Genomic DNA, 15,148 nt, shown 5'->3' with positions numbered 1-15,148 from the left:
CTCAATACCCCATGGTGCGCAACGCATCTGCGAGACGGTCGAGGTCTTCGCGCTGCGCGTCGAGATGCGGGCTGAGGCGTAGGACCGGCGTCTCGGCCGCCAGTGGTGCGCGCCAGGTGCCCGCCGCGGTGACCAGGATGCCGAGCGAGAGCAGCTTCTCCCGTGCGGTGGCGACGTCCTCGAACTGCCACCCGGGCGGCGGCGCGAGGGTCACGATCGCCGACGGCTCGTCGAGCGGTTCGACGACCTCCCAGCTCGCGATGCCGTGCAGTCGCTCGCGGGTGACCCTGCCGATCATCGCCAGCTCGCGGAAGACCCGCTGCTGTCCGACGTCGAGCAGTTCGCGAACCGCGATGCCGAGTCCGAGGCGGCCGGCGATGAATGCGTCGGATCCGTCGATCTCGACCGGTCGCAGGGAGTCTCGGCGCACCGCGACGAAACCGACACCGCGCGGGCCGGCCAGCCACTTGCGGCTGGTGCCGTAGACGACATCGGCGCCGGTGACGGTGGGGACGTGCCCGACGGATTGGGCCATGTCGACCACCACCGGCACGCCGACGCGGTGGGCCAGCTCGACGATCCGCGCGACCGGCTGCACCGCGCCGGACATCGACCCGATGTGGCAGATGTGGATGAAGTCGGGCTGCTCGAACTGCAGCATGTTCTCGAGCGCATCGGTGTCGACGTGGCCGTAGACGTCGGCGTCGGGCATCGTGCGGACGGCATAGCCGCGACGCTCGAACTCCTCGAGGTTGGGACCGAACTCGTTCTTCGCCACCCACACCGTCGAGGTGACGGGGAGACTCCAGTTGGTGAGCAGGGCGCGCAGGGCTGCACGGGCGCTCTCGCGGAAGATGATCTCGTCGGGCGTGTGCCCGATCAGGGCGGCCAGATTGCGTGTGTCGCGGGCGATTTCCTCGGCGCGGTCGTCGGCGGCGACGTAGGAGCCACGTTCGGTCTCACGCCACAGGTGAGCGGTCATCGCGCCGATCACGCCGTACGACGATCGCCCGGCGGATGCGGAGTCGAGATGCGCGAGGGCGGGTTTCAGCCGCGCTGCATGCCATTGCTCGCCGAGGTCGCTGACGTACATAGGGCCTCAACCTACCGGGTACGAACGGGCTCGGTCACACGCCGGGGGTGATGTGGCGTGGGATCGATGGAACCGGCCGGGGTGGTGCATGCGTCCAAGAACGCATGGACCCGGTGATCGAGTACTTCTTCGGGCCCGGCGATGGTTCGACGACCCGCTGGTCCACTCCTGCCGACACCGCTCTCGGCGATTCCGGGCCCGACGCGGTCCGCCTCGACTTCGACGGTGACGGCCGTCGGGACGACGCGATGTGGGACACCGACGGCGACGGCATCGCCGATGTGGCAGCTCTCGACACCGACGAGGACGGGGAGCCGGACGCCTTCTACCGCGACTCCGGCGCGGGGTTGTGGGACCGTGCCGTCGATCGCGTCGGGGTGGTTGGCGAATCCGGCTCGCCGGAGGCCCGCTCCCCCGAGGCCGACGGGTCAGGGGAACCCGACGGGCCGAGAGACTTGCGCCTCGACCTGGACGCGGACGGATCCCCCGACCTCGAACTGGTGGGGGCCGAGAAGGGAGGTCGGCTGACGGCCGAGCGCCTGTATGTCGACGCCGACGGGGACGGTGTGACGGACACGGTGCTGGTGGACCTGAACGGAGACGGGGTCGCCGACGCGGCCTACGACAAGCGGGACCCGCGGTTCACGCGGCGGGGTCGCTGACCGCCCGTGGACCGGCCGCGGGTTCACCGGCTTCTTCCGCACGGTTGTAGAGGGCGCGCACCGCCACCATGCCGAGCAGGTAGAGCACCACACCCAGGACGACGAGCACGGTGGCGTGGCCGTCGACGGGGATCGCCAGTGCCGCGATGGTGACCGCGCCGACGTAGGCGATGTTGAACACGGCATCCTGCACGGAGAACACCTGACCGCGTACCGCGTCGCCGACGTCGACCTGCATCGCGACGTCACCGCACAGCTTGGCGACCTGGCCGATCAGACCCAGCACGAACGCCGATCCGCAGATGACCGCGAAGTGGAATCCCAGGACGGTCACCTCGGCGACGGCTCCGACGCCCAGTGCACACATCAGCGCGGCGTACCGCCCGACGCGTGCCACCGCGATCGGGGTGATCACCGCGGCGAGGAGGGCACCTGCTCCGGTGAAACCGATGACGAGGCTGACGCGGTCGAGCCCGTCGCCCGGTCCCATCTGCCGGGTCAGCACGAGGATCATCAACGTGTTCATGCCGAACACGAGTCGGTGGGCGCCGATGGCCGACAGTGCGGCCGCCACCGTCTTGTGGGTCGCGACCGCCCGGGCGCCGTGCCACAGGCCGACCGAGACCGCATGGAACGCCGACCTGCCCGGATCGTCGGGTTCGTCGGGACCCAGTTGCAGCGGTCGGAATCCATGCGCCAGACCGCCGGATACGACAGCCAACACGATGCCGGCGAGCATGGTGAGCGCACTGCCCGAGTTGTCGTCGCCGAAGATGGCGCGCAGACCCAGCGTGATCCCGAGTCCGACGCTGAGCATTGCGCCGCCGAGCGTCGTGAACAACGCGTTGGTCGCCACGATCACCTCGCGTCTGGCCACGTGCGGGAGTCCGGCGGACAGACCCGCGGCGACGAACCGGCTCGCACCCGTTGCGGCGAGTGCGGAGACCAGCACCACCAGGTCCGGTGCGCCGGATGCGACCGCGATCGCGACGAGTCCGATGATCGCGCCGCGCAACAGGTTCGCGTACATCAGCACATTGCGTCGATCCCAGTGATCGAGCAGCGCTCCGGCGAACGGACCGATGAGCGAATAGGGCAACAACAGCACTGCGAGACCGCCCGCGACGGCCAGCGGATCCGCGTGACGTTCGGGGTTGAAGAGGATGCTCCCGACGAGCGCTGCCTGGAAGATCCCGTCCGTGACCTGACTCGAGAGACGGACGAACAGCAACCGTCCCAGACCCGGTGAGTGACGGAGCGAATGGATGAACACCGACCACCCGCGGCTTTGGCTCACCTCGGTGCTGTTCACCCGTTCAAGCGTACTCACCGACGCCGGTGGGGTCCGTCGGCTGCGCCGACCCCGGGACTCGACGGACGTGCGATGATGGCTGAGTGGCCGGCGGTGACGACGCAGACGATCCCACACCGGAATTCCGCTCCGGGGATCCTTCGGCGGGCAGCGGTGACAGTGGTCGCATGCCCGGTGTCCCCTGGGACGCCGATCCCACCCAGCGCGTCCGTCCCGGCACCGCGCTGATCGCGTCGACCGATCTCATCGAACCGACATTCGCGCGCACGGTCATCTATGTCATCGAGCACAACGAGGCAGGCAGTCTCGGCGTCGTCCTCAACCGCATGAGCCAGACAGCGGTGCACAACCTGCTGCCGCAGTGGACGGACATCGCGGCGTCGCCTCGCGCGCTCTACATCGGCGGCCCGGTCAAGCAGGACGCGGCACTGTGCCTCGGCGTGATGAAGCACGGCTACGACGTCGACGACCATCCCGCTCTTCGTCCCGTCGACGGCCGCGTAGTCCTCGTCGACCTCGACGCCGACCCGGAACCGCTGTCCGAGGTCCTCGAAGGTGTGCGCATCTTCGCCGGCTACAGCGGATGGGGAATCGGTCAGCTCGACGACGAGCTCGACCAGTTCAGCTGGATGCTCGCCTCGGCACTCCCCCGCGACCTGCTCGCCCCGCCCGGCGCCGACGTCTGGTTCGACATCCTGCGCCGGCAACCGTGGCCGTTGCCGCTTCTCGCGACGCACCCGATCGACCTCAGCCTCAACTGACCGTGCCCGTTGATCCGCGGGAGCGCACCCCTTGTCGTGCTGCTCCGCGGGGCGCACCCCTGCTGCCTGAGGTGCGAGGAGCGAAAGCGACGAGCCACGAAGGCCCGGTGAGCCGAACCAAACCAGCGAGCACCTGGCCGACCGCTGGTGACCCACATCACCACCGATGCTAAGTTGTGATCGCTTGATCAGGTATCGCCGCGACGACGCACGACCGTCGGCGCGGCGAATCACACGCGGGGGTGTGTATGGGCGGGTCGTCGAAGAGTGTTCGTCTGCTGGCGGGGGTGATCGCACTCGTCGCGGTGCTGGTCGCGCCGACCGTTGTCGCCGGCGCCGCGCCGAGCGGTCCGACGGGAGGGTCGGCGGCAGCGCGTTGGGCCGCGAGCCACGACGGCCCGCAACCCTACGCCGGCGTGAACGTCAGCTGGGACGTGCCGATCCGGATGAGCGACGGCACCGTCCTGCGGGCGAACGTCTACCGGCCCGCCGACGCCCGCGAACGGCCGACGTCGACGAAGACCCCCGTCATCGTCAACATGACCCCGTACACCAAGCTGATCAGCTCGATAGGTTCCGCGGTCACCCAGCATCCGGTGCTCGAACCGTTCCTGCTGCAGCTCGCCCGGTCGATCAATCTGTCGGGCACCCCGATCGACGGCATCAACGACATCGCACACACCATCCGTGACGGCGGCGCCAAGACCTTCCTCGTCGACTTCGACCTCGTCCGCAGCGGCTACACACAGGTCGTCGTCGACGTACGCGGAACCGGCTTCTCCCAGGGCAAGTGGGATGTCTTCCAGGACCGCGAGCAGCGGGACACCGTCGAGGTGATCGACTGGGCGTCGAAGCAGCGATGGTCCAACGGCAAGGTCGGCATGTCGGGTGTCTCCTACTCGGCGATCAACCAGATCCAGGCCGCCAACAAGAACCCGAAGGCGCTCAAGGCGATCTTCCCGGTCGAACCGGGCGGCGATCTCATCCGCGACATCGTGGCGCCCGGCGGCGCACTCGGCGTCGGCTTCCTCCCCCTCTGGCTGACGCTGGTCAACACCACCAAGATGGTTCCGAACGTGGCGTCGATGCTGAACGGCACCTTCGACTGGAAGTGGCTGGCCGACCGGATCGCCGATCCGCTCACCTTCTATCCCCAACTCCTCGCCGGCCTCTTCACCCCCGACATCGCGTCGGTGCCGCCGGAGCTGAAGGAGTTGCTGGAGACCGACTCCGAGCCGCGCACGGCCTGGCTCGACCGCGCCGAGAACATCACCACGCCGACGTTCATCTACGGCGGTTGGTTCGACCTGTTCACCAACTCCGAAGTCCGCATGTACAACAAGATCCCGCTGCCCCCCGGCAAGAAGCAGCTGATCATGGGCGACGGTTATCACCTCACCATCGGTGGCGGCCAGCAGGGCCGTGCCGGCACGCCGCCGCGGCTCGACGTGCTGCAGAAGGCGTGGTTCGACAAGTGGCTCAAGGGAATCGACAACGGCATCGACTCCTACGGTCCGGTGAACCTCAAGCAGGTCGGTGACTCCTGGATCACCGCGCGGCAATTCCCGCGCGCCGGGATGGAACGCCAGCGCCTCTACCTGAGCGACCGTCGTAGCGGTACCGCCCCGTATGCGGTCCGCGACGGCAGCCTGACCCCGACGGCGCCGCAGTCGCGGGCGCGCATGACCGTCGCCCCCGGCCTCGCACCCGTGTGTTCGCGCGACGCCGCGCAGCAGATGGCCGGCGCGCTGGCGATCTTCCCGGGCTGCTCCGACGACGCCCGGATCTCCGAGCGCGCCGCACTGACGTTCACCACTCCCCCGCTGACGACGACCCGCAGCGTGTCCGGCTACTCGAACGTCCGGCTGAACACCGTGCTCGACGCCACGGACGGCTATTGGACGGCCACCCTCAACGACGTCGCACCCGATGGCACGTCGAAGGTCATCACCTCCGGCCAGGTGGTGGCGTCCCTGCGCGGATATGACCGTGCGACATCACAATTCGCACCCAATGGCGATGTCATCGACCCGTTCTACAACCTTACCCTGTCAACACGACAGCGGGTGGCGCCGGGACGACCGGTCAGCATCGACATCGGATTGTTGCCCACCGAGGCGATCGTGAAGCCCGGTCACCGACTGCGCGTCGACGTCTTCGCGATGAACTTCCCGCGCGGACTGCCGCTTCGGCCGCTGCTCAACGAGTCCGGACTGAGGCCGCAGCACATCCAGCTCGACCCGAACCGGCCGAGCTTCGTGAACCTGCCGGTCTCGACGCCTATCGGCTGACGCTTTGGCGTACTCGCAGAACGGGCCCGACGATGTTGATTCACTCCCACCGTCGTGATCGAAGCAGCTACTCCGAGCCGTCCGAGAACAGTGTGAGCGATTCACCCTTGGAGGTTTGCTTCCGTCTTGTCTTCTTCGCGGGGAATCTCGGTCCCGGTCCGTACTTCACGGCCTTGCCACGGGTCTGAGTGGATACCCGGGTTAGGACTTCACGCCCGACAAGATTCTTGAGAATGTCGCGCGCACCGTAAACGTCGATGTCGAATAGACGCTGAACTGTCGCGTTGTTTATTGAGTTGTATTCCCGGACATGGTCGATGATCTTCCGGTCGACTTCGCCGCTTGTACGAGAGTGATAGGCGACCGCAGGGCCAAGGCGAGCGAGTACATCGCCACGGAATCTGTAATTGGGATACTTGCGATTTCGCGTCCCTGCTGTGGGCTCGACAAGCTCGACCTCGGATTGGCTTGCGTGGCGAAGAGCAGACTCCGCATCTTCGACCGAACGTTGGATGATCGGCGCTATTTGCTGCGCGGTCACACTCTTCTTGGCGCACAATCGCATCAGTATCAACAGAGTGTCGGTGTCGTTCTTCAAGTCCTCGGGCAGCTCTGCAACCAGTCGAGCGACATGGATATTTGGTGGGGCACCCCTGAACAGCACCTCTACGCGGTCGGGGTAACTCTGGATTTCGGGCAGAGGCCGTCCGCTTCGCGCCATTTCGCGAAACATCCGATTTACTCCTTGGCCGAGGTATTCCCCCCAACCGAGGGTGTTGAAGGCCTTGGCGAGCGATGGGTATCTCGGTTTCGTTCCACGCGTGAGGATGTTGTCTGGAGTGACGCCAGCTACTAGCGGGCCAGGGGAATTGATGTTCAGCGTTGCGGGCGAGTGGCGTACTTGGACTGGCTGGTTTTCGCGTAGGTCGCGGTGGATCAGGGCGTTGGCGAGCGCTTCGCGGATGGCGATCGACGAGAAGTCCTCGATTGCGAGTTGCTGGCCCGAGCGAACGGTTATGGGTGTGACAGAGAGACGGGCTGAGATCACCTCAAGGACCTCGGCGAAGGTTGTCACCAGCGGCGTGCCCCATCGGCGACTGAAGTCGGCTTCGCCGCTGGGGGTGCGGCGGTGTTGATAAACGAGTAGCTCTTGTGGGCCACTTGACGACTTCTCGACAAGGAGGATCTCGCCTGCCCTTGTGAGGCATCCGTCGTCCGCTGCTAACCCGAGTCGACGCACGATTTCCGCTGGGCTAGAGCGTGACAAGTGAACCCTGGCGTCGTCGTCGGTCAGACGCAGGAGCTCACGGACTTTCTCTATTGCGGTTGTGTCGACTGCGTCGATCGGAGTGCCCGATGATTCTGCAGACCAGTCGTTTCCGCGCCGTTCGTCACTCAATCGCGCGACCGCGCCCGGATCCATAGGACGGCACTCTGTCCATGGCCATGAGAAAGTCCCCACTGGTGGCCAGGTCGAGGTCCCCGCTGGTGGCCAGATAAAAGTCCCCACCCTGTGTTCGTCGTGTCGACCCGGAACTGAGGGCCCAGGCGATGACGGTGAAGGTGCCAACCGATCACCATCACCGCCTGGGAGTTCCATTGAAGTCTGCGAAGGACCGTATGGACATCATTTCTGCTTACCGAGAACTCGGAAGCTATCGCGCCGCAGCCGAGGTGTGCGGCACCACCCACAAGACCGTCAAACGTGTGGTCGACCGGTTCGAGGCCGACGATCAACCACCCGATCGCAAGGAACGGGCCCGCAACTACGACACCGTCGCCGAGCTGGTCGCCGAGCGAGTCGAGCGGTCACACGGCCGGATCACCGCCAAACGTCTGCTACCAGTAGCGCGAGCGGCGGGCTATGCAGGCTCGGCCCGCAACTTCCGTCGTCTCGTCGCCCAGGAGAAAACACAGTGGCGCCGTGATCACCATCGTGGGCGTCGCCCGGCAGTGTGGGCTCCGGGTGACTACCTGGTCATCGATTGGGCCGTGATCGGCGGCCTGCACATGTTCTGCGCGGTGTTGGCGTTCTCACGCTGGCGGTTCGTTCGGTTCGCCACCAATGAAACATCCACCACCACACTCGGATTCATCGCTGAAGCCTTTGAGGAGATCGGTGGAGTACCCAACAAGGTACTCGCTGATCGGATGGGCTGCCTCAAAGGTGGAGTCGTCGCCAACGTCGTCGTACCCACCCCCTCGTATGTGCGGTTTGCCACCCACTACGGGTTCGCCCCGGATTTCTGTCACGGCGCCGATCCGGAATCGAAAGGGATCGTGGAGAACCTCTGCGGGTACGCGCAGTCAGATCTGGCGCAACCGTTGTGGACCGAAGCCAAGATCGCCGCTGGTCGTGACGACGTGCAGCTGGATGTGCACGCAGCGAACCGGGCCGCGCGGGACTGGTGTGTCGAGGTCAACACCCGCCGCCACAGCGACACACTGTGCGTGCCTGCTGAGCAACTCGATGTGGAACGAGAAGTGCTGTCGACGTTGCCATCTCTGCGGGCCCAAGTCGGCCCACCGCCGGTCACCCGAAAGGTCGATCGCCTCTCATGTATCCGGTACGCCTCGGCCCGCTACTCGGTACCCAACCGGCTCATCGGCACCACCGTGACCCTCATCCAGGACGGTGAACGGCTCCTGATCGCCGAACCCGCCTCAGGCGAGGTGATCGCCGAACATCTGCTGGCCGCACCCGGAGAGGTCGTCCTCAACGATGACCACTACGGCGGGCCACGCACACCGCCCAGTCGTGCACCACGACCCAAAACCGCAGCAGAGAAGCAGTTCTGCGCTCTCGGTGAGGTTGCTGAGCAGTTCCTGGTCGGTGCCGCCGCGATCGGTAACACCCGCCTAAGCGGTGAACTCGACGACATCCTCGGGCTCGTCACCTCCCACGGCCACGAACAGGTGCTCACCGCCCTGACCAGGGCGGTGGCATTCCGACGGTTCAAGGCCGCCGATGTGCGTTCGATCCTCGATGCCGGAGCCGGCACCCCCAACCCGCGACCGGCCGGCACAGCACTGCTCGGGCACCTGCCTACCGCGCCCACCCGCTCGCTGGATGCCTACAAGCTCGGCGCCGGCGACAAGGAGGTGTCATGACCACCACAACATCGACATCAGTTGCACCAACAGTGCCGCCACTACCGGCCGACCTCGACCAAGCGCTACGCCGATTGAAGCTCGCCTCGATCCGCCGCACCGCACCCGAGGTACTGCTCACCGCGAAAACCCAGCGATGGACACCCGAAGAAGTGCTGCGGACCCTGGTCGAAGCCGAGATCGCCGCTCGTGATGCCTCCAACATCCGCAACCGACTCAAAGCTGCCGGGTTCCCGGTCACCAAAACCCTGGAATCGTTCGACGTGGCCGCATCCTCCATCCCGGCCAACACCTTCGAATACCTATCCTCACTGGAATGGGTTCGAGCCCAACACAATCTGGCCTTGATCGGCCCAGCCGGGACTGGCAAGAGTCACACCCTGATCGGGCTGGGGATCGCCGCAGTACACGCCGGACACAAAGTGCGGTACTTCACCGCCGCCGACCTCGTGGAGACCCTGTATCGCGGACTGGCCGACAACACCGTCGGCAAAACCATCGACACCCTGCTACGCCAAGATCTGCTCATCCTCGACGAGATCGGATTCGCACCACTCGACGACACCGGCACCCAACTACTGTTCCGGCTCGTCGCCGGCGCCTACGAACGCCGCTCTCTCGCGATCGCCAGCCACTGGCCCTTCGAACAATGGGGACGATTCCTGCCCGAACACACCACCGCCGCCAGCATCCTCGACCGGCTCCTACACCACGCCACCATCGTCATCACCGACGGCGACTCCTACCGCATGACACACCGAACGGAGGTACCACCCACCTAGAACATCCCGCACAGGGTGGGGACTTTTACCTGGCCACCAGCGGGGACATCAAACTGGCCGTTGACAGCACTCAGACATCCAGCGCTGGCGGTACTCGCCTTGGGACGTTGAGTACACTTCGAGGCCCTCTGGCACTGTGATCTGCAGTAGCCGCGAACCCTCGTAGTGAACTTCTTCGATACTCACTGTCAGGTGGGGTTCGGTGCGGTCATAGATCGCGGATCGCAGTTTGTCGGCGTTGATTGACGTTCCGACGAATGCATCGGCCCCTCCCGGCTTGTCCTTGATCCCGAGTACAACTATTCCGCCGGTCGAGTTCGCGAAGCACACGCATGCTTCCGCAAGATCCACCGCGGTCTCTTTGAACCCACCCTGCTTCTCGGTCTTGAAGTCCAGGGTCGAAGACTCAACCGAGTCAGCAAAGGTACCTGAGCGAACTTTATACAGAGCAGTATCGATACCGGACATGACTTTGATCCTACTTTGGGGCTAGTGACAAAGTGTCATTTGCCCCAAAGTTTCGTCAAAGTAGCGTGCCTGCGTCAGCTAGCCGGCCTCGATCGCTTCCGCCTCACGTCCGTACCGCGTCGCCAGCCATGAGCAGATGATGAGCTGGATCTGATGGAAGATCATCAGCGGTAGGACGATGAGGCCGACGGTCGAGCCGGCGAAGAGGACGGTGGCCATCGGCAGTCCGGTGGCGAGGCTCTTCTTGGTGCCGCAGAACTGGATGGCGATGGTGTCGGCGCGGTCGAAGCCGAGCTTCTTCGGCACCCAGCCGGTGATGACGAGCATGATCAGCACCAGTAGTAGCGAGATCACCGCGACGGCGATCACCTGTGCGGCGTCGACCGACGACCAGATGCCGTTGACGACGCCCTCGCTGAAGGCGACGTAGACCACGAGGACGATGGTGCTGCGGTCGGCGAGTTTGGTGATCTTGGCGTGCCGGGCGAAGAACGGCCCGACCCACGGCCGAGCCAGCTGACCGACCACGAACGGCACCAGGATCTGCGCGACGATCTTCAGGATCGACGTCGCGTCGATGCTCGCGTCGCCGGTGTTGTGCATCAGTGCGACCACCAGCAGCGGGGTGAGGAACACGCCCAGGATGTTCGACGCGGAGGCGCTGACGATCGCGCCGGCGATGTTGCCCTTCGCGATGGAGGTGAACGCGATCGACGACTGCACGGTCGAGGGCACCAGGCACAGGAACAGCAGTCCGGCGTAGAGGTCGGAACCGATCAGCGGCTCGACGACCGGCTTCAGGGCCAGACCGATGATCGGGAACGCCACGAACGTGAACGCGAGGATCGTCACGTGCAGGCGCCAGTGCTTCAGACCCTCGAGGGCCTCTCGGGGGTGCAGCCGCGTGCCGTAGAGGAAGAACAGGGCGCCGATCGCGAAGATCACGACCCAGTCGAGGACTTCTCCGGCGGCCCCGCGGACGGGTAGGAAAGCGGCGACGACCACCGCGGCGACGATCGCGAGGATGAATCCGTCGATCGGCGAGCGGTCGAGAAGATTCTTGAGCGTGCGCATACGTCCGAGCTGCCGGCGGCAGGCCTGGTCAGGCCTGCGCGGTGTCGCTCGAGCAGACGCCGCGCAGCGAGCATGCACCGCAGCTGCTGGTGCCGCAGTCGGCGGCGGGCTCGGAGGTGCCCTGCTCCCCGGCCGGCTCGGCATGGCTGTGGCCGTCGTCGTGTCCCGAGCAGCAGGAGCAACCCGCGTCCTCGGCCGGCACGGTGGCGGCGGCGCGGACCCCGATGGCGCTGACCAAGCCGATGATGACCAGCGCGGCGACCAGGGCGACCACACCGAACAGGATCGACCAGCCGCCGTCGACGGCGAGGGTGGCGACGGCGCCGAGGACGAGGATCACGCCGGCGCCGAGGGTGCCCGGTGCGGCCACGCGATTGGCGACGCGGAAGGCTTCGTCGGAGCGCATGGTCTCGTCGGTACGAACGCCGAAGCGGCGATTGCGCGGGAGTGAGCCGCGGAGCCCGCGGACCCCGACCGTGGCCCAGAGCCCGGCCAACGCGAAGAGCAGCACGGCAACGGCGACGGACAGGGCATTCACGACCCACAGCATACGACCGCGGCCACCGCGCAACCGAATCGAGGATGGTCGGTGAGCTGCACCTCATAGAGGCACGCGCCCGGTCGCGGGTGACGGGCTGACCGGATTTCAGGCTGGTCGGGCCCAGGATTTACCCTGGTCGGGTGACTTCAGTCGACACCACCAGCACCAACGGCTCCGCCGGCGCCACCGCTCATCGCTACACCGCGGAGGTTGCGGGCGAGCTCGAGCAGCGCTGGCAGCAGACCTGGTCCGACGAGCATGCCTACGAGGCACCCAACCCCGTCGGACCGCTGGCCGGTGACCTGAGCGCGTTCGGCGGCGGCGGCGCCGACGCCCCCGACAAGCTGTTCGTCCAGGACATGTTCCCCTACCCCTCGGGCGCGGGTCTGCACGTCGGCCACCCGCTGGGCTTCATCGCCAGCGACGTCTTCGCGCGCTACCAGCGGATGACCGGCAAGAACGTTCTGCACACGATGGGCTTCGACTCCTTCGGTCTGCCCGCCGAGCAGTACGCCGTCCAGACGGGCACACACCCGCGGACCACGACCGAGCAGAACATCGAGCGCTACCTGGGTCAGATCCGACGCCTCGGCCTCGGCCACGACGAGCGTCGTCGTGTCGCGACCACAGACGTCGACTTCTATCGCTGGACACAGTGGATCTTCCTGCAGATCTACAACGCCTGGTTCGACGCCGATCAGGGCAAGGCCCGACGCATCTCCGAGCTGGTCGACGAGTTCGTCGCCGGCACCCGCGAACTCACCGGCGAGCACGCAGGCAAGTCCTGGGCGGACCTCTCCCCGGCCGAGCGCACCGCGGTGATCGACGACCACCGTCTCGTGTACCTGAGTGACTCGCTGGTCAACTGGTGCCCCGGTCTGGGCACCGTGCTGGCCAACGAGGAGGTCACCGCCGACGGCCGCAGCGACCGCGGCAACTTCCCGGTCTTCCGGAAGCATCTGCGGCAGTGGATGATGCGGATCACCGCCTACTCCGACCGTCTCCTCGACGACCTGGACCTGCTGGACTGGCCGGAGAAGGTCAAGACCATGCAGCGCAACTGGATCGGCCGTTCGCGCGGCGCCCAGGTCCGGTTCAGTGCGCCCGGGGTCGGCGACATCGAGGTCTTCACCACCCGCCCCGACACCCTGTTCGGCGCCACCTACATGGTGCTGTCACCCGAGCACCCGCTGGTCGATGCGCTGACCGCCGACGCGTGGCCGGAGGGCACCGACGACCGCTGGACCGGCGGCGCCGGGAGCGGCGCGGATGATCCGGCGTCGGCGATCGCCGCCTACCGTGCGTCGATCGCGGCGAAGTCCGATCTCGAGCGCCAGGAGAACAAGGAGAAGACCGGTGTCTTCACCGGCTCCTTCGCGATCAATCCGGTGAACGGACACCAGGTTCCGGTCTTCATCGCCGACTACGTCCTCATGGGCTACGGCACCGGCGCCATCATGGCGGTCCCGGCGCACGACTCCCGCGACCACGAGTTCGCGACCGTCTTCGGCCTGCCGATCATCGAGGTCATCGGCTCCGACACCGATGTGCAGGCCGAGGCCTACGTCGGCGACGGTCCGCTGGTGAACTCCGACTTCCTGAACGGTCTGAACGTCGAGGACGCCAAGGCCGCCATCGTCGAGCGTCTCGAGGCCGACGGCGTCGGTACCGGCAAGATCCAGTACAAGCTGCGGGACTGGCTGTTCGCCCGTCAGCGGTACTGGGGCGAGCCGTTCCCCATCGTCTACGACGCCGACGGTCAGCCGCACGCCCTGCCGGAATCGATGCTGCCGGTGGAACTCCCGGAGGTCGAGGACTACGCGCCGGTCTCCTTCGACCCCGACGACGCCGACAGCGAGCCGTCGCCGCCGCTGGCCAAAGCCGCCGACTGGATGACCGTCGAACTCGATCTCGGTGACGGTCCGAAGACGTACACCCGCGACGCCAACGTCATGCCGCAGTGGGCGGGCAGCTCGTGGTACCAGCTGCGCTACATCGACCCCACCAATCAGGACACCCTGTGCGACAAGGACAACGAGGCCTACTGGATGGGGCCGCGTCCGGAGCTGCACGGTCCGAACGACCCGGGTGGCCTCGATCTCTACATCGGTGGTGTCGAGCACGCGGTGCTCCACCTGTTGTACTCGCGGTTCTGGCACAAGGTCCTGTTCGACCTCGGTTACGTCACCAGCCGCGAGCCGTACCGAAAGTTGTTCAACCAGGGCATGATCCAGGCGTACGCCTACACCGACTCGCGCGGCATCTACGTGCCGGCCGAGGAGGTCACCGAGGAGAACGGCACGTTCTTCTACAACGGTGAAGAGGTCAACCAGGAGTACGGCAAGATGGGCAAGTCACTGAAGAACTCGGTGACCCCCGACGACATCTGCCGCGACTACGGTGCCGACACCCTGCGCGTCTACGAGATGTTCATGGGCCCGCTCGACCAGTCCCGCCCCTGGGCGACCAAGGACGTCGTCGGCTCGCAGCGCTTCCTGCAGCGCATCTGGCGTCTCGTCGTCGACGAGGAGTCCGGCGCGTCGCGGGTCGCCGACGCCGAGTCCGACGACGACACCAAGCGGTTGCTGCACAAGACGATCGCCGGTGTCCGCGAGGACTACGACGCGCTGCGCAACAACACCGCCGTCGCCAAGCTGACCGTGCTGACCAACCACCTCACCAAGAACTTCGAGAAGACCGGTGCCCCACGGGATGCCGTCGAAGCTCTGGTGATCATGCTCGCGCCGCTGGCACCGCACATCGCCGAGGAACTGTGGCACCGCCTGGGCCACGACACCCTCGTCGTCCGTGCGCCGTTCCCGGTGGCCGACGAGGCCTGGCTGGTCGAGGACACCATCGAGATCCCGGTTCAGGTCAAGGGCAAGGTTCGCAGTCGCATCACGGTCGCCGCCGACGCCGGTGAGGAAACCCTGCGTACCACCGCCCTCGCCGACGAGAAGATCGCCGCTCTCCTCGACGGTGCCGAGCCGCGCAAGGTGATCGTGGTCCCGGGCCGCATGGTCAACATCGTCCCCTGACGCCTCTCGATCCAA

At 66.1% G+C, this 15,148-nt stretch carries 12 protein-coding genes; 6 read left to right on the top strand and 6 right to left on the bottom strand.

Going from position 1 to position 15,148, the window contains the following annotated elements:
* Position 1 precedes the first annotated feature (1 nt).
* Positions 2–1,093 carry an aminotransferase class V-fold PLP-dependent enzyme gene (locus tag PWF70_RS23420; RefSeq protein ID WP_006361143.1) on the bottom strand — a complete coding sequence of 364 codons (1,092 nt, stop codon included), beginning with the start codon at positions 1,091–1,093 and terminating at the stop codon, positions 2–4.
* Positions 1,094–1,197: 104 nt separating this feature from the next.
* On the opposite strand from PWF70_RS23420, the gene PWF70_RS23415 reads away from it, so the two are divergent.
* A complete protein-coding gene (locus PWF70_RS23415; protein WP_042378355.1) occupies positions 1,198–1,755 on the top strand; it encodes a hypothetical protein in 558 nt (185 codons plus the stop codon).
* On the opposite strand, the gene PWF70_RS23410 is transcribed toward PWF70_RS23415, so the two are convergent.
* The gene (locus PWF70_RS23410) at positions 1,736–3,067 is read right to left on the bottom strand and encodes an MFS transporter (RefSeq protein ID WP_042378357.1); all 1,332 of its coding nucleotides are present in this window, start codon (positions 3,065–3,067) and stop codon (positions 1,736–1,738) included. The genes PWF70_RS23415 and PWF70_RS23410 overlap by 20 nt on opposite strands.
* Before the next feature lie 167 nt (positions 3,068–3,234).
* Here PWF70_RS23410 and PWF70_RS23405 point away from each other — a divergent pair, with 167 nt between their 5' ends.
* The gene (locus PWF70_RS23405) at positions 3,235–3,828 is read left to right on the top strand and encodes a YqgE/AlgH family protein (RefSeq protein WP_042378368.1); all 594 of its coding nucleotides are present in this window, start codon (positions 3,235–3,237) and stop codon (positions 3,826–3,828) included.
* A gap of 248 nt (positions 3,829–4,076) precedes the next feature.
* Positions 4,077–6,119 (top strand): CocE/NonD family hydrolase, encoded by a 2,043-nt coding sequence (locus tag PWF70_RS23400; protein ID WP_286352791.1) that lies wholly within the window; start codon positions 4,077–4,079, stop codon positions 6,117–6,119.
* 67 nt (positions 6,120–6,186) lie between these two features.
* On the opposite strand, the gene PWF70_RS23395 is transcribed toward PWF70_RS23400, so the two are convergent.
* Positions 6,187–7,542, bottom strand: coding sequence for an ATP-binding protein (locus tag PWF70_RS23395; protein ID WP_286352790.1), 1,356 nt, complete (start codon positions 7,540–7,542; stop codon positions 6,187–6,189).
* Between the two features lie 176 nt (positions 7,543–7,718).
* On the opposite strand from PWF70_RS23395, the gene istA reads away from it, so the two are divergent.
* Positions 7,719–9,230 (top strand): IS21 family transposase, encoded by a 1,512-nt coding sequence (gene istA / locus PWF70_RS23390; RefSeq protein ID WP_075863973.1) that lies wholly within the window; start codon positions 7,719–7,721, stop codon positions 9,228–9,230.
* Entirely contained in the window at positions 9,227–10,012 is a 786-nt protein-coding gene (istB, locus tag PWF70_RS23385; protein WP_006361228.1) for an IS21-like element helper ATPase IstB, read from the top strand. Before istA ends, istB begins: the two co-directional genes overlap by 4 nt.
* Positions 10,013–10,060: 48 nt before the next feature.
* Here istB and PWF70_RS23380 read toward each other — a convergent pair whose 3' ends face one another.
* The 3 genes from PWF70_RS23380 to PWF70_RS23370 form a co-directional block, all read right to left on the bottom strand.
* On the bottom strand, positions 10,061–10,480 hold the full coding sequence (locus PWF70_RS23380) for an AlbA family DNA-binding domain-containing protein (protein WP_286352789.1): 420 nt from the start codon (positions 10,478–10,480) through the stop codon (positions 10,061–10,063).
* A 78-nt stretch (positions 10,481–10,558) separates the two neighbouring features.
* Positions 10,559–11,554: a bile acid:sodium symporter family protein gene (locus tag PWF70_RS23375; protein WP_035753921.1), complete on the bottom strand. Its 996-nt coding sequence runs from the start codon at positions 11,552–11,554 to the stop codon at positions 10,559–10,561.
* A 28-nt stretch (positions 11,555–11,582) separates the two neighbouring features.
* Positions 11,583–12,104: an SdpI family protein gene (locus PWF70_RS23370; protein WP_006361136.1), complete on the bottom strand. Its 522-nt coding sequence runs from the start codon at positions 12,102–12,104 to the stop codon at positions 11,583–11,585.
* Between the two features lie 131 nt (positions 12,105–12,235).
* Here PWF70_RS23370 and leuS point away from each other — a divergent pair, with 131 nt between their 5' ends.
* Positions 12,236–15,133: a leucine--tRNA ligase gene (gene leuS / locus PWF70_RS23365; RefSeq protein ID WP_035753922.1), complete on the top strand. Its 2,898-nt coding sequence runs from the start codon at positions 12,236–12,238 to the stop codon at positions 15,131–15,133.
* Positions 15,134–15,148: the final 15 nt, after the last annotated feature.

Source organism: Gordonia sp. Swx-4, assembly GCF_030316175.1.
Taxonomy (GTDB): Bacteria; Actinomycetota; Actinomycetes; order Mycobacteriales; family Mycobacteriaceae; genus Gordonia; species Gordonia alkanivorans.
The sequence above is the reverse complement of the archived record's forward strand: the minus strand, read 5'-3'. Positions and strand labels throughout refer to the sequence as shown.